Genomic DNA, 21,441 nt, shown 5'->3' with positions numbered 1-21,441 from the left:
AGCGGCAAATAGATTAGGGAGGGTATGTTCATGAAAAAATGGATGTTTTCACTGGTAGCAGCGATGCTGATGCTGACGGTTTCGGCGTGTGGTTCGTCGGGTGGCACAAGCGCTCCGGCCACCGGGTCGGGCGGCGCCACGCAGGGAGGAAGTGCCGGCGAAGGCAAGATCAAGATCGGCTATGCCATCAACACCTTGAATAACCCGTTCTTCGTCGCCGTCAAAAAAGGAGCGGAGAAAGAAGCGGAAAAACTCGGCGTCGAGCTCGTCGTCGTCAATGCCAATGACGATCTGGCCACACAGCTTCAAGGCGTGGAAGATTTGATCCAGCAGAAGATCAATGTCCTCGTCCTCGATCCGGTGGACAGCAAAGGCACCATTCCAGCGGCTGAGGCAGCCAACAAAGCGGGAATCAAGGTGATTACGACCGGACGCGAGCTGGAAGGCGCGGAAGTCGTCACTCATCTGGGCTATGACGAGGTCAGACACGGTATCGTCGCAGGCGATTTTCTGAGCAAGCAGCTGGGCGGAAAGGGAAATGTCGTGGAGCTGCAAGGCATCATGGGCACAAACGTGGCGCAGGATCGCAGCAAAGGCTTCCAGGAAGGCGTGGCGACATCGCCGGGCATCAAGATCATCGCCTCGCAGTCGGCTGATTTTGACCGGGCCAAAGCGATGACGGTCATGGAAAACATCCTTCAGGCTAATCCGGAGATCAACGGCGTCTACGCGGCAAACGACGAAATGGCGCTCGGAGCGGTACAGGCGATAAAAGCGGCAAACCGCACAGGCATCGTCGTCGTATCCAATGACGGTACCGCCGACGCTCTCCAGGCGATCAAAGACGGCGACATCGCCGGAACGATGGCGATCTATCCGAACCAGTACGGCCAAAAAGCAGTGCAGATCGCCAAGAAAGTCGCGAGCGGCGAGTCTGTGGAAAAGAAGCTGGAGCTTCCGTCTATTTTCGTGAACAAGGATAACGTCGAAGAAGCGATCAAGGAATCCCAAAACTAACGGAAACGAGGAGTGAAGGACAATGAAAAAAGGTACGATCCTGAACCGCGAACTGAATGAAGTGATTGCCTCGATGGGGCACACTGATTATCTGATCGTCTGCGATGCCGGCTTTCCGATCCCGAGTGGCGTGAAGCGCATTGATTTGGCGCTGAAAAAGGATGTGCCCGATCTGGAAACCGTTCTCTCTCTGATCGCCGGGGATTTTATCGCGGAAAACATCTACGTGGCGGAGGAAGTCGAAACCAACAATGCGCCCCTGTACAACAAACTCAAGGAGATCTTCCCCGGAGTGGAGATCGGGACGATGGAGCATCAAAAAATATTGAGCGAAATGGCTTGCAAAGCCAAAGCGATCGTCCGTACAGGCGCGTTCGATCCGTGGGGCAATGTCATCCTGCAATCCGGCGTAAACGTTCCGCAGTGGTTTGACAAGCCCGGCATTGTCGTTCCTGATTATTACAAGGACAAAATGTAAGCGGGTGCGAACCTGACAAGCTGGGGGTTGTCTTGAAAAAACAGCGGGATAAAAGTATAGTAAATGAGAATAAGCAGAGATAAAGGGTGAACCCAGTGATTGAAAAAACAGGTCCGGAACCGATTTATATTCAAGCGAAAAATTGGATACGGGGAAAAATTGCCAGCGGCGAGTGGAAGGCAAAGGAGAAGCTGCCGTCGGAATCGGATCTCGCGGCCACATTGGGAATCAGCCGGGGTACCATCAAGCAGGCGATCAAACAGTTAATCACGGAAGGCATTCTCGTTCAGATACACGGGAAGGGAACCTTCGTCGTAGGCGAGCAAATGGAGTATCCTTTGGCGGAGAGGCTGATCTCCATCGCCGAAACCATGATCGAAAGCCACAGAGACTTCACGACCAGGCTGCTCGGCGTGGAGACCTCCCCAGCCGATCAAACCGTAAGCCGGTTTTTGGAGCTGGAACCTTCCGGACAGGTTTATCATCTAAAACGGTTGCGTTTTATTGACGACACGCCGGTTGTCTTTCTGGAGAACTTTCTGCCGAAACACCTCTTCCCTGGCCTTGATCAGAACAACTTTGAGGAGAAGACGCTGTTTTCCATCATCGAAGACCGCTATAAACTGAAGATCTCTTGGGGAAAACGCTCATTTCTGGGCAAGGGCGCCGACGAGAAGATTGCGGAGATGCTGAGAATCGACAAGGGCACGCCGATCACGTTCTTGGAGCAAACCATTTACACGGAGGACGACATGCCCATCGAGTATTCCAAGGTATGGCTCCGCAACGATCAGATCAAGCTGACCTCGATCCTGAAAAGGACGTCCAGGGACTGAACCGCATCAAAGGAAGCTGCGAAATGCTGTTTTCGCTGAATCGACCCACAGCATGCAGCGCCGCTATCGATACAAGCAGACTGCATGCTGGCGAGCAAAAAGCAAAAGATGTGGCAAAGAGGGCAGAGCAAAACGATGCGCGTATATAAAGAAGCTGGAGGCTGAATTTGAAAGCCCCCAGCTTTTTGTGTAAGAAAATGGAAAACGCCGCAAATATTTTTTAAGACTCCATCAGAAACCAGCCCTCAACAATCCCTTTCTACAAGACGAACTTACAAAAGAAGGTCCGAACAAGAAAAAAGCTGTAGAGATGAAAAAAGGAGAAAACAAGAAGGTCTTTGGGACACAACCCAGCCAGTATCATCCCCCAAGCGGTGTCCCACCGAACCTGACTGTTTTCTCCTTTTTTCATCTCCTCCACCAAAAGCCCGAGCGACCCCAAACAAAAAAAGAGCGCGGAAACTGCTCCCGCGTTCAGATCGAGCATCCTACAGTTCGTTCAACGAATAAGCCCTCTCCACTTTGCAAATCCGCGTGACGTACTGCTCATACCACACCTGCTTCCCCTTTTCCTGGGCCGCCAGATGAGCTTCGTTTTGCTTCCAGTTCCGTATATCCTCCAGCGACTGCCAGTACGAGATCGTAACCCCGAATCCGTCAGCATCGCGCGTGCTTTCCGCGCCGAGAAACCCAGGCTGGGCGGAAGCCAAATTCACCATAATTTCGGCCATCTCCCCATACTCTGCATCGTCCGCTTGTGTCCGCTGGCTGGTGAAAATGACCGCATAGTAAGGCGGCTTCGGCGTCTTTGCAAATGGTCCCATGTTCTCCCACTCCCTCGAAAAAGCATCTGTTACCGAGTATAGCACCGCTTCCTTTTTTACGGAACCGTCGGTCCACTGACAGCGATTGTCAGGGATGCAGTGCTATACTCGTACAAGCGCCAAATGCTTCATCCTATGCAGGCAAAACGGTTTGTTTGCAAGAAAAAACGCTGACGATGCGAGGAGGCTTCAAACATGAATGCAAACGAGTTGTACTATGAATTTTACGTGGCTGGGACTCCGGAAAAGGTGTGGAACGCGCTCGTCTCCCCGGAAGGCGTAAAAGCCATTTACGGGGGCTGTGTGATCGAATCGACGTTCCGTGAGGGAGACCCGATCCGGTACATCGGCCCGGGAGTGGACGGCGACCAAGCGGTCCACGTCTACGGCGTCATCCTGCAGTGCGAGCAGGCGAAGACACTCAGCTTTACCCACTATGTCGGCGACTCCTACTACCCCGGACAGGAGAGATACGAGTCGCGCATCACGTATCGACTCGAACCGGCCGGCGCATCCACAAAGCTGACCCTGACCCATGACCGCTGGCACGAGGACGATCCGTCATACAAGAACAGCGCGAGGGCCTGGTGGATGATCCTCAGCAGCACCAAAACGTTGATTGAAACGGGAAAGCCGCTGGCATTCTAAAGCCCGGCGCCCAACATCGGAAACAGGGCGGTACCGCATCGTTACTACCTTTAATAATAAAGGCTTTCCGTCCACTGGCATTTCCGGCACATGCGGGAAAGCGGCGTCTCGTGAAAATCGTGATCGCACGTCTTCTGCACGCTGGCAAGCCGTGCCCGAAGCTCGGCTAAAGCGGTCTCCAGCCGGATGATTTCAGCGCGCAGCTTCCCCGGGTCGGGCCGGATTTCCACATCCGAATCCCGCTTCATGGCCGGTTCGTCCCTTTGTACAGTTGTCCTCCCTGCTCGCGGAATTCCCTGGCTTTCTCCTGCATCCCTTCGTCGATCGCCGCTTGGACCGAGAGCTGGTTGCCAAGCGCATAGGCGCGGATATCCTGAGTGATTTTCATGCTGCAAAATTTAGGGCCGCACATCGAGCAGAAGTGGGCTGACTTTGCTCCTTCGGCAGGCAAGGTTTCGTCATGGTATTCACGCGCCCTTTCAGGGTCGAGCGAGAGGTTGAACTGGTCCCTCCAGCGGAATTCGAATCTCGCTTTGGAAAGCGCGTCGTCACGCAGCTTGGCGCGCGGATGTCCCTTCGCCAGATCGGCGGCATGGGCGGCGATTTTGTAAGCGATCAAGCCGTTGCGCACATCCTCCTTGTTCGGGAGGCCAAGGTGCTCCTTCGGCGTGACGTAGCAGAGCATCGCGGTGCCAAACCAGCCGATCATCGCGGCTCCGATGGCCGACGTGATGTGATCGTAGCCGGGAGCGATGTCGGTCGTGAGCGGGCCCAGCGTGTAAAAGGGCGCTTCGTGGCAAAGCTCCAGCTGCTTCTCCATATTCTCCTTGATTTGATGCATCGGCACGTGCCCGGGCCCTTCGATCATCACCTGCACGTCGTGCTCCCAGGCCATTTTCGTCAGTTCGCCCAACGTCTCCAATTCGGCGAACTGGGCTTCGTCATTCGCATCCGCAATGGATCCCGGCCGCAATCCGTCGCCGAGCGAGACGGAAATGTCGTAGGCCTTCAGAATTTCGCAAATCTCTTCAAAATGCGTGTACAAGAAGTTCTCCTGGTGATGGGCCAGGCACCATGCGGCCATGATCGAGCCGCCGCGGGAGACGATTCCGGTGACACGATTGGCTGTCAGGGGGATGTAGCGGAGCAGCACTCCCGCATGGATCGTAAAGTAGTCCACTCCCTGCTCGGCCTGTTCGATCAACGTATCCCGGTAGATTTCCCAAGTCAGCTCCTCCGCTTTGCCGTTGACCTTTTCCAGCGCCTGATAAATCGGGACAGTTCCGATCGGCACGGGACTGTTGCGGATAATCCACTCCCGGGTCGTGTGAATGTGCTTTCCGGTGGAAAGGTCCATGATGGTATCCGCCCCCCAGCGGGTGGCCCACATCATTTTTTCCACTTCCTCACCGATGGAGGAGGTGACCGCCGATGTCCCGATATTCGCGTTTACCTTTACGTGAAAATGGCGCCCGATTATCATCGGCTCCGACTCCGGGTGGTTGACGTTGGCCGGCAGGATGGCGCGGCCGCTGGCGATCTCGGCCCTGACGAATTCCGGCGAGACCCCTTCGCGGATCGCGACGAACTCCATCTCCGGCGTAATCATGCCGCGGCGGGCGTAGTGGAGCTGAGTGACGATGCTGCCTTTTTTGGCGCGAAGCGGCTTGCGGTCCATGCGGGGAAACACGGGGACTGCTTCGCGCTGCCCGGCGCTTTTGAGACCATCATCGGCCGGCTGAACCGGACGTCCCGCATACGATTCGGTGTCGCCTCGCTCGGCGATCCAGTTTTGCCGCAGGCAGGGCAGTCCTTTTTGGATGTCGGCAATGTAGCCGGCCGCCGTATACTCGCCGCTGGTGTCATAGACCCGGACGGGCGGATTGGGAATTTCTCCGTACAAACCCTGGGATGGCGCAAGCTCGATTTCCCGCATGGGGACGCGAAGATCAGGTCTGCTTCCGACCTGGTACACCTTGCGGCTGCCGGGGAAAGGCTGCACAGCCGTCAGATTGAGGGGAGAAGCGTGTGGAATGGACATAAAAAAACCTCCTTGTCATGGTTGCACGAGGCGTGAACCCTGAGGGAGGCGGAAGAAGACGCGTCTTGAGACAAAAACAAAACGCCGCAACAAAACATGCGACGCCAGACGCGAGAGCAGACAGGAAACGGACGCCAAAAAGCGCAGTCCTCTCCGGTCCATATAAACATTCCTCCGCTGGCATTACCCAGTTCAGGTTCAACGGTCGACGACAGAGTAGCCGTCCTCTCAGCCTGGTCATCCCCAAGCTCCCGTGCTTGATTGTTCAAAAAAAGTGTATTTCCCCCATAGCATAACTATTTTTCCCCAATTGTTCAAGAGGTTTTGTGGCGGCAGGAGGAAAGACGTCGTGCAAAGCTTTGTCCAGCTTGTACCACTGGTCGGCTCCCAGCAAAGCGAGAATGGTTTTGCCGTCTTCCTGCCTGTACGAATCGAACTGAAACTTCGGCCCCATCGCAAACGGCTTCAGATAATGCTCTCCTTCGCTTGTTTCCGCGTACATCATATAGGCGTAGTCCGACACCTTGTTGGCCGTTTCATATTCAAACTGCAAAACAAGCAACGAGTTGATCGTACCGGTGAATTCATCTGCATTTTGTCCGCTTAAGATCCAATCGACGATGGCGAGCTGTTCGGTTTTATCCGAGTACAGCGATATAAGCTCCGGCTGAGCTTTTATGGAGTCTTCCCGGTATTGGTGAACCCATATGGCTTTGCCCTTTCCCGATTGAAAAAGCGATTCCAGCGCAGTCCCTGGATGGGGTGTCTGCTGCTCGGAACAACCGCAGAGGATGGCGGACAGGCATAGGATGAGGAAACGGAGTATGCGAATTTTGGCGTTCACTGCCATGATACTGCCTCCCTGAAGCCGGAATTCACTCCGGTTTTGATGTATGTCGCAGCGAAATACTTCCCGACGTGTCAGCTCTTTCTTTTTATATAAACGAACAAGGGGAGTGGAACGTTTCAAGACAAATCCAACCATCTATATGGACAACGCAGCCACTGCCCAAAAACCGGTCCAGGTGAAGGTGACCTAGTGTCCAGTGCAAAAATCGTGAACAAAGGGGAGTTTTTTTGAATCAGTTCGGTTATAGGGTTTTACGGAAATTTCGGTATTCTCGTCAGGGCGTACGCGTACATTCGCACGATGGGGCCGGACGGACTGAAGCAGGTGACTGAAAACGCGGTTCTGAACGCCAATTACATGATGAGAAAGCTGCAGCCGTACATCGAGCTGCCCCGAGACCGTGCAGGAAGCGCCGCACACGACCGTGGTCAACAGGCTGGACGAGGCGAAGGCGGCGCGCAAACCGATCCTTCGCTGCACGAAAGAGTAAGAACGGGGCTGGAAGAGGGCGGTTCCCCGGCATTGGCGACAATAGGCGGAAGAAACGGATGTACAAAGAAACGGATAGAAGAAAGAGCAAAAACAGAGGTGAAGGTAAGCCAAAAGGTGCGGGGACGAGGGAGCTACGCCCTTTTTTCATCTCCTATGTGAATCGTGAAAGAAAACTCGCATGAAAGCTTATTGACAACATATAGTATAGCATCTAAACTAATTGACAAGAGAGTTGCCTTCTGCTTAGCGGCAGCAAAGGGAGATGATTTATCTGGAACGTTCAAGGAAATTTTTTAAGTGGATTGTTTAGATTCTAAACTATATGAGTGGGTCGGTGAAACCGTGAAATGAAAACAGAATCATGCATGAAAAAAGAACGGGTAAATCGCAACCATTTTTACATGCTTATGGCCATTTGCTTGGGAGCATTCGTGTCGCATTTCACAGCGGGCATCGTCAACGTATCGCTTCCTCATTTGACAGAAATATTCCACGCGGGAATCGGCACTGTCCAGTGGATCACGACCGGGTATTTGCTGGCTATCGCTTCTCTGTTGCCCGTGATGGGAAAGCTCGGCGACCGTTTTGGCCAGCGCCGCATCCATAATCTCGGCTATGTATGCTTCACGGTAAGCTCTGTCCTGATCGCGTTTTCGCCGAATGTGGCCGTTCTGCTTCTGCTCCGAGTGCTGCAAGCGGTCGGCGCTTCGATGTTTCAGGCCACAAACATCGCGCTCATCACGATGTACATGCCAAAAGAGCGGAGGGGCCGCGCGCTGGGAATTGTCAGTACGGCTGTAGCGCTTGGCGGGATGAGCGGTCCGATCGCAGGCGGCATGATCACACAATGGCTGAGCTGGAATTGGCTGTTTCTGATTCATGTTCCGGTCGTCATCGTCGCGACATGGCTTGCCTTTCGCTTCATTCCGAATCGGGAACCGGACAAAAGGCCGGGCACTTTCGACGGGGTCGGTGCTGTTCTATTTACCGGGCTCATTGGCATCGTCATCCTGGGCGTGACTCAAGGCCAGGCTTGGGGCTGGGGATCATGGAAAGCGATAGCGCTCTTCTCGGTGTCCTTGATCGCTTTTTTGCTTCTATTCTGGTGGGAAAAAAGACAAGCTCATCCGTTTTTGCCCCTGCAGCTGTTTACAAACGCCACGGTGACAACCGGGCTGTTCATAACAGGAAGCTCCTTCTTGCTCGCCAACACGGTACTCGTCGTCTTGCCCTTTTATTTGACCGAGCTGATCGGAATCATTCCGCTTGAAGTCGGGTATGTGATGGCGGCCTATCCGCTCATACTGGCCGGCGCGGGTCCGATTGCGGGAGCGCTCTCGGATCGGTACGGCTCCCGAGTGTTCCAGCTTCTCGGTTTATGCGGCATGGGGGGAGGCTCTGTGATCCTCACGCTGTGGCTGGAGCAGCTGTCTATCGTCAGCATTGTCGTGACGCTTGCGTTGATCGGCGTGGGGATGGGGCTGGTAGCTTCTCCGAACAACAGCTTCATTATGAAGCACGTTCCTTCCATGTACGTGGGTACGATTGGCGGAATGATTGCCTTGATGCGAAATATCGGGATGGTATTCGGCGCGGCGTTGGGTCTCGGGTTTATGAATGGAGTGACTTTCGACGATGAAGCGCAAGCGCTGGATGCATTTACAAGCGTGTTCGGAATCAACGTCGTTATTTTCATTCTCGGCTTGGCGGTATTTGGATACGGCTTATTTATAGAACGGCAAGGCAGGCGAAACAAAAAGCAAGAGACAAACATCTCTGGTTGATTTGGGCCAGGTTTGCCAAATTGCCGGGATACCAGGTTTCTATTTTCGTAAAGGACGTGAAAAGAAATGAAAGACAAGATCGTTGTGGTCGGCGGTTACGGACATGTGGGGAAAACCATTTGCCAAGAGCTCGGCAAACGGCATCCGGGAAAAGTGTATGCGGCGGGACGAAGCCTGGACAGCGCGGTTCGCTTTTGCCAGACGACAGGAGGGGCTGTCCTTCCGCTGCGATTGGACAGCAAAGGAGTGTTTGATGAATCATTCTTTCTCGATGTGAAGCTGGTGGTGATGTGCCTGGATCAGTCCGATCCGGCGTTCGTGAAATTTTGCTTTGCAAACGGCATTCATTACGTTGACATATCGGCTGATTATTCGTTTCTGAAGCAAGTCGAAAACATGCGAGCCGAAGCGGAGAAAGGCGGGACAACCGCTGTGCTGAGCGTCGGTCTCGCACCTGGACTGACGAACTTGCTGGCGCTTGAAGCAAAGAGGCACGTGGACTGGCTGGATTCCGTCGACATCTCGATCATGCTGGGCCTCGGAGACCGGCACGGAGAAGCGGCTATTGCCTGGACAGTCGACAATCTGGACAGCGAATTCACCGTTTGGCAAAGCGGGACAGCCGTGAGCGTGGAAAGCTTTACCGACGGGAAGAGAACGGATTTCGGGAAAGGGATCGGCCGGAGAACGGCGTATCGTTTCAACTTTTCGGATCAGCATGTCATCCCGCATACGGCAGGCGTTCCGACCGTTTCCACACGCCTGTGCTTCGATTCGGCAGTTGTCACCGAATCGCTTGCCTGGCTGAAGCGGATGGGCTCCTTTTCCTATTTAAAGCGGAAGCCTGTCCGCGATGCGATCGTCAAGTCATTTGGGACGATCCGGTTTGGGAAAGAGCTGTTCATCGTGAAAATGGATGCATGGGGGAGCCGGGGCGGGCAGGACAGGATGATCGAGTACATGCTGCGGGGGAAAAACGAAGCGGAAATGACGGCCTATATCGCTGCCTGGACTGCAAATGCGCTGTACTGTGCCGCATTTCCGCATGGCGTCTACCACATCGACCAATTGTTCGATTTCCCGATGATTTGGCCGGAGCTCTCTGCTATGGCTGCTTTGGAGGCAAGAGCAAGCGTACAGGGAAGTCTTGACACAAAAAGGTTTAGGAACTAAAGTATGGGTATGAACGAACAACATATGCACCCAACCGATAAAACGAATACTGGCAGTCATAAACTTGGGCGTGTCATTTTGCAGCTCCAGCGTTTGGAGCGGCAACCCCGTTCATTTGGAGAAGCGGGACTTTTGACGCCGAGCGAAATCCACATGATCGACGCGATAGGCTGTGAGGACGGGATTTTGATGAGTGCCCTTGCGACGCGCCTCGGTGTGACGAAAGGTGCCGTGACCCAGCTGGTTGCCCGCTTGGAGAGCAAGGGGCTGGTCACGCGAACGATTCATCCCGCGGATTTGCGAGCGATTGTCGTCACGCTTACGGAAACAGGAAAAACGGCGTTCCGCATCCATGAGGAAATGCACCAGCAATTTTATCAACAGCTTCGTTTGCAATTGTCCCCGGAGGAGATTGCCGTATTTGAAAAATGCTTGGATAAATTGAGCGAGCTGTTAAGAGACTAGTTTTGCGTTGCAAAGGGGGAAGACGTCATGAGAATCATCGAAGTCCTGCCCTATGACGAAGGGTGGGTGGCGTTGTTTGAAAGAGAGGAAGCGCTGCTTCGCCGCATTTTCTCCGAGGAGCTGGTCGCGATCCATCACATCGGCAGCACTTCGATCAAAGGCATGAAGGCAAAGCCGATCATCGACATCATGCCCGTCGTGAAAGACATCGACCGCGTTCATCTGTACGACGATGCCATGCGCAAAATCGGATATGAGCCAAAAGGGGAGAACGGGATCAATGGCCGCCGCTACTTTCAAAAAGGGGGCGACCAGCGAACCCATCACGTTCATATTTTCCAGGAGGGCCATCCCGACATACAAAGGCACCTCGCCTTTCGGGATTACGTCGGCAGCCACCCCGAAGCAATGGCTGCTTACGCGAAACGAAAGGAAGAGCTTGCCGAAAAATACCGCCTTGACAGCGTGGCGTACGCAAACGGAAAAAGCGGGCTCGTGCGGCAGATTGATGAGGCGGCTCTCGCCTGGTACCTGAGCAGAGCCCGTTAATGGGATTTGCGGGAGGAACGAAGGATCGGGCCGTTTAGCGTTGTAAACAGCAAGCTGAACTGGTTCGCGAAGCCTGCTGGTTTATTCGAGCAGCAATTGATAAAACGTCACATCGTGGTATTCCCCGAATTTGTATCCAACCTCGCGAAAAATTCCCACAGGTTGAAAGCCGAACTTTACATGAAGCTGAGCGCTGGACTCATTGCCGCCTGTGATTCCCGCGACCAGCGCGTGGTAGCCGAGCTCTTTCGCCGCTGCGATCAGCTCCGTCATCAAAAGCTTGCCGATTCCCTTTCCATGGTGATTGTGATGTACATAGACAGAAGATTCTGCCGTCTGGCTATAGGCCGCTTTTTCCCGAAATGTGCCAAGCGACGCGTAGCCTACAACCGCGCCGTTTTCTTCGGCGACCAGCAAGGGGTGGCGGTCGTTGTATGTTTGGAGCCATTTCTTTCGCTGTTCCAGCGTCTGTTCTTCCAGATCAAATGTAGCAGGGGAAGTTCGAACGACGTGATTGTAGATCTCAAGCAGGACGGGCAAATCGCGTTCGCATGCTTTTCTTGCGGTTATAGACGACATGTTTTTCACCACCTGACGATTTGAATCTATTATATGTCAGGTTTTCTGACATGATCAAGTGAACTTTCCTGGGCTTTTGGATTTGGCAGGGTGAAAACAGAAAAATTGTACGGATTGGAAAGGGATTGGAGAAAAGCTGGAGAATAACACACTTATTAGTTTAATAAGTATATAAAAAGGGCGTGGTTACATGTGGCTGAATCCCTTTCCCCGAAAGGAGCATGGCAAGGAAGCGGTTGAGTCGATGTCCCTCACGGATGCGCAATCCTTTGTAAACATCGTTGTGCTGGAGCCGTCCTTTCTTCCAGAGGGTACAGAACTGGCGAACGTGACCGCCCGAAAGGAAACGGACCAGACGCGGTCGTCGGTTCGCTTCGAGATTTCGGGGGGACAACGGGCTTTGCGCGTAAAACAGTTTTTCTATGACTGGTCCATTCCAGGGATCTATGCCGACAGCAACCTTGTCACGCAAGGAAAACCGTTTGTATGGCAAGGGATTGCCGGATTTCTGGGGAAGGATTACAAGGGCCATGCAGCAGCCTGTTATGCCAGGTGGTTCACGCAAGTGGAGATTTCCGTTTTGGCGGGACAGTTTGATGAGGAGGAACTGCGTGTATGTTGCGGGGGACTGGTCCCGGCTGTGCCTGAGGCCGTCCAAAAAATCGGACAAAAAGCTTTCGCATTAACCAGCCATACCTCGAGGTTCCATGTTCCGAAGTGGACATCAGACGATCCGATAAACCGGGTGAACTGGAAAGCGGCTGACGAAACGAATCCCGCTGAATGCTTCCACAGCCACGGCCATTTGCCGCCGATCCGGTTTCGATTCTATGTATGGGATTCCGTGGGAACCAGCGAGCAGCCGGATGGTATCGAGTATCAAATTCTGCTGCGGGACAGCGAAAATTTTACAGACTGCATATGGGTATGGTGCTCGCCCAAATCGTTGAAAAGCCCGTTTCCGGAATTTCTTGGCTACAATATCGGGAAGCGCACCAAATGGAACATGGAAATCGTGAAAGTGGAAGGCCGCAAAGTTATTGTTGGCAAACAAGCAGCCAGTGTACCGGGCTGGCAGCTCCACTGGGAGCAAGGCGGCTACGATTACCACATTCACATGAGGGCAAACGACAGACTGAGGACCGACGATGTACTTGAACTCGCCGCGCGGATGGTTGCCGGGGCGAGATGAGCGTAAGAACTGTCTTTTCATTTTCGCCAGCCTGGGACGTTTGCGGGCAGCGAAAGGGTCTCCGGTAAAGGCGGTTCTGCGATTTTCCAATGAAAAACGGATGAATAGAACGCCGCCGCTTTTTCAGGGTCTTGGCTGTTTCATTCAAACAAGACGACTCTTGCCACATCATTGCCCTCCCATTGTTTGACAAGTTGTCAGTGTAGTCTTCAATTTTTTAGCAATTCCTTCTTTGCCAGCAGATTTTTCTTTTGTGGGTATAAGGGGCATCCGCTTCATTAATCAGTGAGTCGCTCATTTCCAGGTTTGGGGAGAGGATATCATGAATATTCGCGTGCTTTCTGTCGTGACCAGCAAGCTGTCTGACATGAAGAAGTATTATTCTGAAGTGCTCAGGCTTCCATTAGCGGAAGAAGATTCGACGTCGTTTGCGGTAAAAGCCGGCAGCTCGCTCCTGCGTTTTTCCGAATCGGCGGAACCCGCTTTCTATCATTATGCGTTTGCGATTTCCCAGCCGCATTTTGAAGCGTGTCTGCAGCGAATAAAAAAGCATCAGTACTTGCTGCGGGACCGGGATGGCGAGGAACGGATGACTTCAGTGACCTGGAGGGGCAACCAGATATACTTCGAAGACCCGGAAGGAAATATTTTGGAAGTGCTTTCCTTTGAGGAAGAGGCGGCCAAAGGGGATGAGGGATGGCTGCGCATTCAGGAGGTCGGAATGCCAGTCCCGGATGTTCCTGTTTTTGCGGAAAAGCTCTCCTTTTTGGACAACGAATTTCAAGCAAAGAACGATACATTTCGCTTCTTCGGTGATCAGCGCGGAGTATTCGTGCTCGTGAAGCAAGGGCGTTCGTGGTTTCCGACTGATCGCCCGGCCTCGATCCATCCGATCAGGGTGGAAGCAGGACATAGCAGTGGGGAAAGAGGCTGCCCATTCGTCATGGAGGAACAAGAGCTTGGGTATGTGATTTCAACACGGCAGGGGCAACCAGCCTGAAAAAAGCGCACGTCCGGGACATTCGGGTCATCGGCCATGGATGGCTCTGTACGCTTTATGCTCATCCTCCGGCCGGACGTATATTTCATAGGTGGTGGTGCGATCGGTGCGGGGAAACAGCGATCCGGCGGGGTCCATTCCCACACCCCCCATGTCGATTGGCGATTTGGTCCGGTAGCTTACGCCGTGAGCCTGCAATCTCGCCACGACCTGCGCGTATGCCTCTGCCCCGATCGCAATATACACCAAGCTTTTGTGACGAGAAAAAAACCTGGAAAACAGACCCATGCTGCCACTTCCTTTCTTTCCTAGATGAGATGCGGTATACGTTTATCAGATGGTCGAGACGAAAAAGAGGGGGAAGCAAAATGAGTTCTTTTTTGCTGTTCGCTTGGCTGATACTGTTGGCAGGGGCGATTCTTTCGCGCGTCAATCGCCGGTTCAAAAGCATCCGGTTGATCGGCGACGGCGCCTTCCCGTTTCTTTTGTACATCACCGCCCCTGACTTGTGGCCTGTTTGTCTGGCGCTGTTTTTCCTCATATACTCCGTGGAAATCATCAGGATTTACCGGGAAACGAGAAATTCGTAACCATTCTGCAGCCTCCGCTGTTTTGTTCAACCCTCGCTGTCTCGTCGTTTGTACGGACTGCTTTTTCCTCTCAAAAAATTTCCAAAGAAATGAAGCGTGGAAAAACAAGGTTTGCTTTTATTTGAGTAAAAAAAGCGAGCAGATAAAACTGAGCGCAAAATACCCTGCTCCCACCCAAAAAAACAGGCCGTGGGCCATCACCCGCGATTGAAACGAAGCTTCGCTGTGCCCCCCTTGAGCCTGCCCGCTCTCGATTTGCCCTCCTTCAACCTGACGAATAAACGATTCCTGTCTCCGCCAGGGAGCAAAAAAACGTTTGCAGCTGATCCGGAAGGCTGTGAAAAAATTCCCCTGAATAACAAAAAGGATGCCCCACGCCATCAGCAGCAGGAGAGACGCATAGCAAAGACCGTCCACCCATCCCCCAAACGACAGCGGGGAGGAAGAGAAGAGACCGATTGCCAGAGCCAATACGGGCGGACCCGCAAACAGGGCGGCCCCCTGCCAACCGGAAAAGTGATGCGCAGCGGACATGGAATCTCTCCTTCAAAAAGCTAAGATGCAAGCAAACTTTGCGAAATCATTGCGCGCTAAAATAATACTGTATTTTCTGAAAATTACTTGACTGACAATTCTTGAAAGTTGTATTTTATGTCTAGTATATCCTACCAAAAGATGGAACGTCCATCAAATCGATCAATGGGGGGCACTATGAGACGAAAGAAAAAGGGCATGTCACTAGTTATTGCGTTGTTGATGGCGTTTACCATGGCCGGCTGCAATTTCAACTCCGAAGAGACCAATACGCAGAGCCAGACGCCAAATAGCGGAAATCAAACAGCCCAGCCAAACGCGGGGAAAAAGGTACTCCAGATTTACGACCAGGACGAGATCCCGACGCTGGATACCGCTCAAGTGCACGATAACGTCTCGTTCGCGGTCACGAACAACACGATGGAGGGCTTGTATCGCCGGGATGCGAACAGCCAGCCGTATCTGGCCATGGCAGAGAAGCACGATATGTCCCCGGACGGGCTGGTACATACCTTTACGATCCGTCAAAATGCCAAATGGAATAACGGCGAGCCGGTGACCGCGCACGACTTTGAATTTGCCTGGAAAAAGGTGTTTCAGACGGCCGGCCACTACAGCTTTATGTTCGAAACGGCAGCCGTCCTCAATGCGGCAGCGATCCAGAAAGGAGAAAAGAAACCGGAAGAGCTCGGCGTGAAAGCCTTGGACGACCACACGCTTGAGGTCAAGCTGGAGTACCCGAATCCGCTTTTGAACCAGCTCCTTTCTTTCCCGACGTTCTTCCCGCAGAAGAAAGAGTTCGTCGAGAGCAAAAAGGAAAAATACGGTCTGGAATTTGACACGGTGCTGTACAACGGCCCCTTCATGCTGACCGAATGGAAGCACGACCAGGGCTGGAAGTACGAGAAAAACCCGAACTATTGGGACAAGGACAAGGTCAAGTTGGATAGAATCGACGCTTACGTCGTGAAGGATGTTTCCACGGCCTTGACTCTGTATGAATCCGGCCAAATCGACCGGGTGGAGCTGACTTCCTCCTTTGTGGATCAGTACCGGGACAAGGAAGGCTTTTTGACGATCAAGGACCCGTCCATCCGTTTCCTGCGCTTCAATCATACCCACAAGGCTTTGAGCAATGTAAACATTCGCCGGGCGATCAACCTCGCCTGGGATAAACAGGGATTGACCGATGTCATCCTGAACGACGGTGCCACGCCGCTGTACGGCATGGTTCCCGGAGGTTTCTTCTTCTCGCCGGATGGAAAGGACTTCCGGGAGCTCAATGGAGACATCAACAAAGGCACAGTAGAGCAGGCGCAAGAATTCTGGAAAAAGGGACTGCAAGAAACAGGCCTGAGCGAAGTGAAGGCAGCGCTGAACCTTGCCGATACGGATACGCAGAAAAAAGTGGGCGAATATTTGAAAAACCAGCTGGAGAAAAATCTTCCCGGCTTTACGCTTGAGCTGAAATCGGTGCCAACCAATCAGCGGCTGGAGCTTGAGAAGTCGGTCAATTACGACATTTCGCTTTCGAGCTGGGGACCGGACTACAGCGACCCGATGACCTATATCGACATGTGGGTAACAGGCGGTTCCGCCAACCGGATGAAGTACTCCAACCCCAAATACGACGAAATGGTCAAGCAGGCCAAGATGGAGACCGATCTGTCCAAGCGATTTCAGATGATGCTCGAGTTGGAGAAGATGCTGCTGGATCAGGACGTTGCGGTCGCCCCCGTCTATCAGGAAGGGCTTGCGGTATTGCAGCGGCCTACGGTGAAAGATTACGTCGTTCTGCCGACTGCGCCGAGGTACAACTTCATGTGGGTGGATATTGCAGGGCAGTAACAGGGGGCATCGGTTACCCAAATGACCAAAAAAGAGGATGGCATGTGCGCATCCTCTTTTCACCTGTAAATCGCGGGGGGACAGTCTCTTCCCATTTCCAGGCTTTTCACGAAGCGACAGCCAGACGAAAGATGAGGTGGACAAATGGGAGTTTATTTCCTGAAACGGATTGGATACATGCTGGTGACGCTGTTCATTATTGCGACTGCTACCTTCTTCTTGATGAAGACGCTCCCCGGCACGCCTTTCACTAACGCGGACCGGTTGAATGAGCAGCAGTTGGAGAACATGAAGGCCAAATACGGGCTGGATCAGCCGGTCGCGATGCAATACGTCCGCTACTTGGCCAACCTCGCGCAAGGCGATTTGGGGATGTCTTTTAAATTTATGGGCAGAAGCGTAAACGAGGTGATTTTTGAGCGGATCGGCCCATCGGCACTGATCGGTTTCCAGGCGCTGATCGTGGGGACGTTTGTCGGACTCGGACTAGGGGTAGTCTCGGCACTCCGGCATAACAGCGTCTGGGATTACACATCGGTAACGCTGGCCGTTTTGGGGATGTCCATTCCCTCCTTTGTCTTTGCCGCTCTGTTGCAGTACTACCTTGGGTTGAAATGGGGCCTTTTGCCGCCGGCTTTGTGGAAGGGCTACGAATACACGGTCCTGCCGACTCTAGCGCTGTCCGTGACAGTGATCGCCACCGTTGCCAGGTTTATTCGTACGGAGATGCTTGACGTGATCAGTCAGGATTACGTCATGACCGCGCGTGCCAAAGGCTTGTCGGAGACAGGCGTGATCGTAAAACACGTGCTGCGTAACGCGTTGATTCCGGTCGTCACGATGCTTGGACCGCTCGCGGTCAACATTATGACGGGGACGCTGGTCATCGAGAAGATTTTCTCCGTCCCCGGCTTGGGCGAGCAGTTCACCTTGTCCATCGTGGTCAACGATTACAGCGTCATCATGGGAATCACTCTCTTTTACAGCTTGCTCTTCATCCTAATGGTTTTCGTGGTAGACATCCTGTACGGACTGCTTGACCCGAGAATCAGCGTGAGAGGGGCGAAGGCAAAATGAGCGCAGAGTTGGGAAAAAATCAATCGACACTGGTTTCGCAAGTACATAGCCATGCAGCCGTTTTTCCGCCTGCCGAAGTGACGGACGACCTGTTCGTGCACGAGCCGGTAGACTCCCGCTTGCAGGAGCAGGCAACGGGCAATACCGTATCCGTCTGGAAGGACGCCTGGAGACGGCTGCTGAAAAACAGAGGAACGGTTATCGCCATGTGCATGATTGCCCTGATCACGCTGCTGGCTTTGATTGGGCCGTATCTGTCCGGACGCCCCTACGACGAACAAAATCTGGCGTTTTCCAACCTGCCCCCCAAGGTAGCCGGATTAGAATGGCTCGGTTTTAACGGCAAGGATGCCAAAGGAGTCGACCAGTACGAGGCAAGAGGGATTACCGAACACTTTTGGTTCGGAACGGATGAGTTCGGGCGGGACCTCTGGACCCGCGTCTGGAAGGGTACGCAAATTTCGCTTGCGATCGCCCTTTTGGCGGCGCTGCTCGATTTGGTCATTGGCGTGGCCTACGGGGGAATATCGGCCTTTTACGGCGGCAAGATCGACAATGCGATGCAGCGGATTATCGAAGTGCTCGTAGGCATACCGAATTTGATCGTGATTATTTTGTTCATCTTAATCCTTGATCCCGGGATATTCTCGATCGTACTGGCGATGATCGTCACCGGATGGGTCGGAATGGCCCGGGTCGTGCGGGGGCAGATGCTGCAGATCAAGGCGCAGGAATTTGTGCTGGCCTCCAGGGCGCTTGGCGCTTCCCATACCCGTTTGATTGCAAAGCATCTGCTGCCGAACGCAGTCGGTCCGATCCTGGTCACGCTGATGTTTACCATTCCGACAGCGATCTTTTTCGAAGCGTTTCTCAGCTTTATCGGGTTGGGCCTGCAGCCTCCGCTTGCCTCGCTGGGCGTGCTCATTCAGGACGGGTACGTATCCATGCGTTATTTCACCTACAAGCTCGTTTTCCCGGGGATTGTGATCAGCGCCTTGATGATCAGCTTCAATCTGCTGGCCGACGGGCTGCGGGACGCGCTTGACCCGCGCATGAAGAAATAAACGGGAAAGAAGGGGGACAAACATGACCGAACCAATTTTGTCCGTAGACAATTTGCACGTCTCGTTTCATTCTCAGAACCGAGTGGTCAAAGCGGTTAGGGGAGTCAGCTTTACGCTGCAAAAAGGGAAGACGCTGGCGATCGTGGGAGAATCCGGCTCAGGCAAGTCCGTGACAGCCAAAAGCCTGATGCGGATGCTGCCTGCCCAAACCGCCCAAATCACAGAAGGTGCCATACGATACGACAAGCAGGATGTCATGTCCTTTTCTCCGCGCGAGCTGCAAAAGCTGCGGGGAAAAGAAATCTCTATGGTCTTTCAGGACCCGATGACTTCCCTCAATCCGACGATGAAGATCGGCCGCCAAATCATGGAGGGCTTGGCCAAGCATGAAAAACTGACCAGGACGGAAGCGAAGCAAAAGGCGATTGAGATGCTGGAATTGGTCGGGATTCCGCAGGCGGCCGAGCGGATCGAGGCCTACCCCCATCAATTTTCCGGAGGGATGAGGCAACGTGTGGTCATCGCCATCGCGCTTGCCTGTCGCCCAAAGGTACTGATCGCCGATGAACCGACGACGGCGCTGGACGTGACCATCCAGGCGCAAATCCTCGATTTGATGCGCGGACTGCAGGAGCAGACAGGGACCTCCATTATCCTGATCACGCATGATTTGGGGGTCGTCGCCAATATGGCCCAAAGGGTCGCCGTCATGTACACGGGGGAAATCGTCGAAATCGGGCCTGTCCATGAGATTTTCGCCAGACCGCAGCACCCCTACACGAAGGGATTGCTGCAGTCGATGCCCCGTCTGGATGCGGACCGGTCCGAGCCGTTGGTCCCAATCCCCGGTTCTCCGCCCGATGTGACAAGGCTGATGGGCGGATGCTCCTTTGCGCCTCGCTGTCCCTATGTCATGAAGGTGTGCCATCATTTTGCGCCGCAAACGACAAGCCTCAGCCCACAGCATCAGGTTTCCTGCTGGCTGCAGGACAGGCGGGCGGAAGAGATGCGCCGCTCTTTTTGCTCATGAGCGAAAAAAGCGCGAGAAACAGAGCTAACCCTACCTGTTCGTTATAAAATCCTGATCCTGCCGCGTAGCCATTCGCAAAAAAACGAAAAAACGGCCGTTTTTGAGGGTCTATGCAGAATAGCCGGATTCGGAGAGTTCCATTTTTTGTGATACAATGAAGACATCTCAAAAACGGAAAGGATCAGGATACCAATGGTTCCGTATAGGAGCGTATGGAAACGTTATGATCTCTCCTACACATAGCGTCGCAGCATGTCGATCGTCACTAAGGCGACTCAACCTGCTGCGAAAGTGAGGAAATACGTATGGAACGCTGTCTGTATGTCAGAGGTTCCTCAGTGGTCGGTTGGGCGCCCAAGCCAAAACCGATGACATTGCGAGGAATTTATGATGAGGAGAGCAAAACCGTTACGACAACAGTTTGCACAGCTTAGTTTGATTTTGTTCGGATCTTGTTTATTGGCATTTGCGTATTATCATATCAACTTCCAAAACCACTTGTCGGAAGGCGGATTTGTCGGCTTGGCGCTTTTGGCCAAATACGGCTTCAATCTCCCGCCGGCTGCGACGATGCTGGTCCTGGATATCCCGCTTTTTATCATGGCGTGGCTGCTGAAAGGACGCCAATTCATCTGGAACACGATACTTGCGTCGCTGGCTTTTTCTGGCTTTTACGAATTGTTTGAACGTTTTTCGCCTATCGTAATCAATTTAAGTGACTATATGCCGGCAGCTTCTCTGCTTTCCGGGGTGTTGACCGGCCTGGCAACGGGGATCATTCTGCGCTTCGGCGCCGCTACGGGCGGAGATGACATCATGTCTGTCCTGCTCAGCAAATATACCGGTTTGTCGATCGGGACGATCTTTCTTCTGATGGACTGCATGGTGCTCAGCCTCTCGTTCCTGTATTTGCCGGTAAAAGAGGTGCTCTACACCATTCTGGCTGTTTTGATTGCCAGCCAGGTGATTAACTGGACGATTGGAAAGGGAACGATCGAGGAAGAAGAAAACGTCCACGGACATGTCCGAGGCGTTTCGGCGAGCCACCGGTAAGCTTGACGAAAGTGATATAAAAATCCATTTCCCATTTGAATCCGGCAGGCAACAGGAGAAATCTCCCGTTGCAAGCGAAGACCCGAGGGATGCATATCTCCGGGTCTTTTTGCATGTATGGCTCAAGGAGGTATCGCCACCTTTTCATCCGCAGCGAAATGCGATTCTTGACAGGGCAAGCTCCTACTAAGCAGTGCCATTTTACCTCGCCGATAATCCATTCTGTTGCCCATGGAAGAATAAATGGAACACAGCAATCTGGGCAGATGCCTTTGAACATGTCATCAGTAGGCGAATACCTTACAGAGGAGAGGGAA

23 protein-coding genes, 1 pseudogene and 1 riboswitch are annotated in these 21,441 nt (G+C 53.2%); of the genes and pseudogenes, 17 read left to right on the top strand and 7 right to left on the bottom strand.

Features of this window, described 5'->3' with window-relative positions; translation table 11 throughout:
- The first annotated feature begins 30 nt into the window (after positions 1-30).
- The 3 genes from Q3F21_RS05275 to Q3F21_RS05265 all read left to right on the top strand — a co-directional run bounded on the left by Q3F21_RS05275 (position 31) and on the right by Q3F21_RS05265 (position 2,331).
- A complete protein-coding gene (locus Q3F21_RS05275; RefSeq protein ID WP_340250410.1) occupies positions 31-1,017 on the top strand; it encodes a substrate-binding domain-containing protein in 987 nt (328 codons plus the stop codon).
- Positions 1,018-1,039: 22 nt separating this feature from the next.
- A complete protein-coding gene (gene rbsD, locus Q3F21_RS05270) occupies positions 1,040-1,495 on the top strand; it encodes a D-ribose pyranase (protein ID WP_340250409.1) in 456 nt (151 codons plus the stop codon).
- An 86-nt stretch (positions 1,496-1,581) separates the two neighbouring features.
- Positions 1,582-2,331 carry a GntR family transcriptional regulator gene (locus Q3F21_RS05265; RefSeq protein ID WP_340250408.1) on the top strand — a complete coding sequence of 250 codons (750 nt, stop codon included), beginning with the start codon at positions 1,582-1,584 and terminating at the stop codon, positions 2,329-2,331.
- Between the two features lie 488 nt (positions 2,332-2,819).
- On the opposite strand, the gene Q3F21_RS05260 is transcribed toward Q3F21_RS05265, so the two are convergent.
- Positions 2,820-3,155 carry an antibiotic biosynthesis monooxygenase family protein gene (locus tag Q3F21_RS05260; protein ID WP_340250407.1) on the bottom strand — a complete coding sequence of 112 codons (336 nt, stop codon included), beginning with the start codon at positions 3,153-3,155 and terminating at the stop codon, positions 2,820-2,822.
- A gap of 195 nt (positions 3,156-3,350) precedes the next feature.
- Between Q3F21_RS05260 and Q3F21_RS05255 the strand changes: the two genes are divergently transcribed.
- Positions 3,351-3,803 (top strand): SRPBCC domain-containing protein, encoded by a 453-nt coding sequence (locus Q3F21_RS05255; RefSeq protein ID WP_340250406.1) that lies wholly within the window; start codon positions 3,351-3,353, stop codon positions 3,801-3,803.
- 50 nt (positions 3,804-3,853) lie between these two features.
- On the opposite strand, the gene Q3F21_RS05250 is transcribed toward Q3F21_RS05255, so the two are convergent.
- From Q3F21_RS05250 to Q3F21_RS05240, 3 genes are all read right to left on the bottom strand, one after another.
- Entirely contained in the window at positions 3,854-4,051 is a 198-nt protein-coding gene (locus Q3F21_RS05250) for a hypothetical protein (RefSeq protein WP_340250405.1), read from the bottom strand.
- Positions 4,048-5,844 carry a phosphomethylpyrimidine synthase ThiC gene (thiC, locus tag Q3F21_RS05245; protein WP_340250404.1) on the bottom strand — a complete coding sequence of 599 codons (1,797 nt, stop codon included), beginning with the start codon at positions 5,842-5,844 and terminating at the stop codon, positions 4,048-4,050. The genes Q3F21_RS05250 and thiC overlap by 4 nt, the downstream gene beginning before the upstream one ends.
- A gap of 152 nt (positions 5,845-5,996) precedes the next feature.
- Positions 5,997-6,108: riboswitch (TPP riboswitch) on the bottom strand.
- A 1-nt stretch (position 6,109) separates the two neighbouring features.
- On the bottom strand, positions 6,110-6,694 hold the full coding sequence (locus tag Q3F21_RS05240; protein ID WP_340250403.1) for a hypothetical protein: 585 nt from the start codon (positions 6,692-6,694) through the stop codon (positions 6,110-6,112).
- Between the two features lie 246 nt (positions 6,695-6,940).
- On the opposite strand from Q3F21_RS05240, the pseudogene Q3F21_RS27395 reads away from it, so the two are divergent.
- The 5 genes and pseudogenes from Q3F21_RS27395 to Q3F21_RS05215 form a co-directional block, all read left to right on the top strand.
- Positions 6,941-7,096 (top strand): annotated as a pseudogene (locus tag Q3F21_RS27395) (aminomethyl-transferring glycine dehydrogenase subunit GcvPB); the annotation flags it as partial.
- A 437-nt stretch (positions 7,097-7,533) separates the two neighbouring features.
- A complete protein-coding gene (locus Q3F21_RS05230) occupies positions 7,534-8,970 on the top strand; it encodes an MFS transporter (protein WP_340250402.1) in 1,437 nt (478 codons plus the stop codon).
- Between the two features lie 66 nt (positions 8,971-9,036).
- Positions 9,037-10,143 carry a saccharopine dehydrogenase family protein gene (locus Q3F21_RS05225; protein WP_340250401.1) on the top strand — a complete coding sequence of 369 codons (1,107 nt, stop codon included), beginning with the start codon at positions 9,037-9,039 and terminating at the stop codon, positions 10,141-10,143.
- A 9-nt stretch (positions 10,144-10,152) separates the two neighbouring features.
- Entirely contained in the window at positions 10,153-10,608 is a 456-nt protein-coding gene (locus tag Q3F21_RS05220; protein WP_340250400.1) for a MarR family winged helix-turn-helix transcriptional regulator, read from the top strand.
- A 27-nt stretch (positions 10,609-10,635) separates the two neighbouring features.
- Positions 10,636-11,157, top strand: coding sequence for a GrpB family protein (locus Q3F21_RS05215; protein ID WP_340250399.1), 522 nt, complete (start codon positions 10,636-10,638; stop codon positions 11,155-11,157).
- Positions 11,158-11,238: 81 nt separating this feature from the next.
- Here Q3F21_RS05215 and Q3F21_RS05210 read toward each other — a convergent pair whose 3' ends face one another.
- Positions 11,239-11,736 carry a GNAT family N-acetyltransferase gene (locus tag Q3F21_RS05210; RefSeq protein WP_340250398.1) on the bottom strand — a complete coding sequence of 166 codons (498 nt, stop codon included), beginning with the start codon at positions 11,734-11,736 and terminating at the stop codon, positions 11,239-11,241.
- Between the two features lie 190 nt (positions 11,737-11,926).
- On the opposite strand from Q3F21_RS05210, the gene Q3F21_RS05205 reads away from it, so the two are divergent.
- Together Q3F21_RS05205 and Q3F21_RS05200 are read left to right on the top strand one after the other, a co-directional pair.
- Positions 11,927-12,928, top strand: coding sequence for a hypothetical protein (locus Q3F21_RS05205; protein WP_340250397.1), 1,002 nt, complete (start codon positions 11,927-11,929; stop codon positions 12,926-12,928).
- Between the two features lie 322 nt (positions 12,929-13,250).
- A complete protein-coding gene (locus tag Q3F21_RS05200) occupies positions 13,251-13,928 on the top strand; it encodes a bleomycin resistance protein (RefSeq protein ID WP_340250396.1) in 678 nt (225 codons plus the stop codon).
- A 27-nt stretch (positions 13,929-13,955) separates the two neighbouring features.
- On the opposite strand, the gene Q3F21_RS05195 is transcribed toward Q3F21_RS05200, so the two are convergent.
- Positions 13,956-14,216, bottom strand: coding sequence for a hypothetical protein (locus Q3F21_RS05195; RefSeq protein WP_340250395.1), 261 nt, complete (start codon positions 14,214-14,216; stop codon positions 13,956-13,958).
- An 80-nt stretch (positions 14,217-14,296) separates the two neighbouring features.
- Between Q3F21_RS05195 and Q3F21_RS05190 the strand changes: the two genes are divergently transcribed.
- Positions 14,297-14,518, top strand: a complete 222-nt coding sequence (locus Q3F21_RS05190) for a hypothetical protein (protein WP_340250394.1) — start codon at positions 14,297-14,299, stop codon at positions 14,516-14,518.
- Positions 14,519-14,635: 117 nt separating this feature from the next.
- Here Q3F21_RS05190 and Q3F21_RS05185 read toward each other — a convergent pair whose 3' ends face one another.
- Positions 14,636-15,052, bottom strand: a complete 417-nt coding sequence (locus Q3F21_RS05185; RefSeq protein WP_340250393.1) for a DUF3899 domain-containing protein — start codon at positions 15,050-15,052, stop codon at positions 14,636-14,638.
- Positions 15,053-15,229: 177 nt separating this feature from the next.
- Between Q3F21_RS05185 and Q3F21_RS05180 the strand changes: the two genes are divergently transcribed.
- From Q3F21_RS05180 to Q3F21_RS05160, 5 genes are all read left to right on the top strand, one after another.
- Positions 15,230-16,900 carry a peptide ABC transporter substrate-binding protein gene (locus tag Q3F21_RS05180; RefSeq protein WP_340250392.1) on the top strand — a complete coding sequence of 557 codons (1,671 nt, stop codon included), beginning with the start codon at positions 15,230-15,232 and terminating at the stop codon, positions 16,898-16,900.
- Positions 16,901-17,044: 144 nt separating this feature from the next.
- Positions 17,045-17,977, top strand: a complete 933-nt coding sequence (locus tag Q3F21_RS05175; protein WP_340250391.1) for an ABC transporter permease — start codon at positions 17,045-17,047, stop codon at positions 17,975-17,977.
- On the top strand, positions 17,974-19,041 hold the full coding sequence (opp3C, locus tag Q3F21_RS05170) for an oligopeptide ABC transporter permease (protein WP_340250390.1): 1,068 nt from the start codon (positions 17,974-17,976) through the stop codon (positions 19,039-19,041). The genes Q3F21_RS05175 and opp3C overlap by 4 nt, the downstream gene beginning before the upstream one ends.
- 22 nt (positions 19,042-19,063) lie before the next feature.
- A complete protein-coding gene (locus Q3F21_RS05165) occupies positions 19,064-20,071 on the top strand; it encodes an oligopeptide/dipeptide ABC transporter ATP-binding protein (RefSeq protein WP_340250389.1) in 1,008 nt (335 codons plus the stop codon).
- 387 nt (positions 20,072-20,458) lie between these two features.
- Positions 20,459-21,124, top strand: a complete 666-nt coding sequence (locus tag Q3F21_RS05160) for a YitT family protein (RefSeq protein WP_340250388.1) — start codon at positions 20,459-20,461, stop codon at positions 21,122-21,124.
- Positions 21,125-21,441 lie beyond the last annotated feature (317 nt).

The sequence above is a fragment of the Brevibacillus borstelensis genome (genome assembly GCF_037834415.1).
Lineage (GTDB): Bacteria > Bacillota > Bacilli > Brevibacillales > Brevibacillaceae > Brevibacillus > Brevibacillus borstelensis_A.
The sequence above is the reverse complement of the archived record's forward strand: the minus strand, read 5'-3'. Positions and strand labels throughout refer to the sequence as shown.

Bases quoted from the DNA above. Each gene is read 5' to 3' on its own strand.
- Q3F21_RS05250 (WP_340250405.1), bottom strand. From the start codon at position 4,051: ATGAAGCGGGATTCGGATGTGGAAATCCGGCCCGACCCGGGGAAGCTG.
- Q3F21_RS05210 (WP_340250398.1), bottom strand. From the start codon at position 11,736: ATGTCGTCTATAACCGCAAGAAAAGCATGCGAACGCGATTTGCCCGTC.
- Q3F21_RS05195 (WP_340250395.1), bottom strand. From the start codon at position 14,216: ATGGGTCTGTTTTCCAGGTTTTTTTCTCGTCACAAAAGCTTGGTGTAT.
- Q3F21_RS05165 (WP_340250389.1), top strand. From the start codon at position 19,064: ATGACCGAACCAATTTTGTCCGTAGACAATTTGCACGTCTCGTTTCAT.
- Q3F21_RS05205 (WP_340250397.1), top strand. From the start codon at position 11,927: ATGTGGCTGAATCCCTTTCCCCGAAAGGAGCATGGCAAGGAAGCGGTT.
- Q3F21_RS05180 (WP_340250392.1), top strand. From the start codon at position 15,230: ATGAGACGAAAGAAAAAGGGCATGTCACTAGTTATTGCGTTGTTGATG.
- Q3F21_RS05230 (WP_340250402.1), top strand. From the start codon at position 7,534: ATGAAAACAGAATCATGCATGAAAAAAGAACGGGTAAATCGCAACCAT.
- Q3F21_RS05190 (WP_340250394.1), top strand. From the start codon at position 14,297: ATGAGTTCTTTTTTGCTGTTCGCTTGGCTGATACTGTTGGCAGGGGCG.
- Q3F21_RS05200 (WP_340250396.1), top strand. From the start codon at position 13,251: ATGAATATTCGCGTGCTTTCTGTCGTGACCAGCAAGCTGTCTGACATG.
- Q3F21_RS05255 (WP_340250406.1), top strand. From the start codon at position 3,351: ATGAATGCAAACGAGTTGTACTATGAATTTTACGTGGCTGGGACTCCG.
- Q3F21_RS05215 (WP_340250399.1), top strand. From the start codon at position 10,636: ATGAGAATCATCGAAGTCCTGCCCTATGACGAAGGGTGGGTGGCGTTG.
- rbsD (WP_340250409.1), top strand. From the start codon at position 1,040: ATGAAAAAAGGTACGATCCTGAACCGCGAACTGAATGAAGTGATTGCC.
- Q3F21_RS05175 (WP_340250391.1), top strand. From the start codon at position 17,045: ATGGGAGTTTATTTCCTGAAACGGATTGGATACATGCTGGTGACGCTG.
- opp3C (WP_340250390.1), top strand. From the start codon at position 17,974: ATGAGCGCAGAGTTGGGAAAAAATCAATCGACACTGGTTTCGCAAGTA.
- Q3F21_RS05225 (WP_340250401.1), top strand. From the start codon at position 9,037: ATGAAAGACAAGATCGTTGTGGTCGGCGGTTACGGACATGTGGGGAAA.
- Q3F21_RS05185 (WP_340250393.1), bottom strand. From the start codon at position 15,052: ATGTCCGCTGCGCATCACTTTTCCGGTTGGCAGGGGGCCGCCCTGTTT.
- Q3F21_RS05220 (WP_340250400.1), top strand. From the start codon at position 10,153: ATGAACGAACAACATATGCACCCAACCGATAAAACGAATACTGGCAGT.
- thiC (WP_340250404.1), bottom strand. From the start codon at position 5,844: ATGTCCATTCCACACGCTTCTCCCCTCAATCTGACGGCTGTGCAGCCT.
- Q3F21_RS05275 (WP_340250410.1), top strand. From the start codon at position 31: ATGAAAAAATGGATGTTTTCACTGGTAGCAGCGATGCTGATGCTGACG.
- Q3F21_RS05160 (WP_340250388.1), top strand. From the start codon at position 20,459: ATGATGAGGAGAGCAAAACCGTTACGACAACAGTTTGCACAGCTTAGT.
- Q3F21_RS05240 (WP_340250403.1), bottom strand. From the start codon at position 6,694: ATGGCAGTGAACGCCAAAATTCGCATACTCCGTTTCCTCATCCTATGC.
- Q3F21_RS05260 (WP_340250407.1), bottom strand. From the start codon at position 3,155: ATGGGACCATTTGCAAAGACGCCGAAGCCGCCTTACTATGCGGTCATT.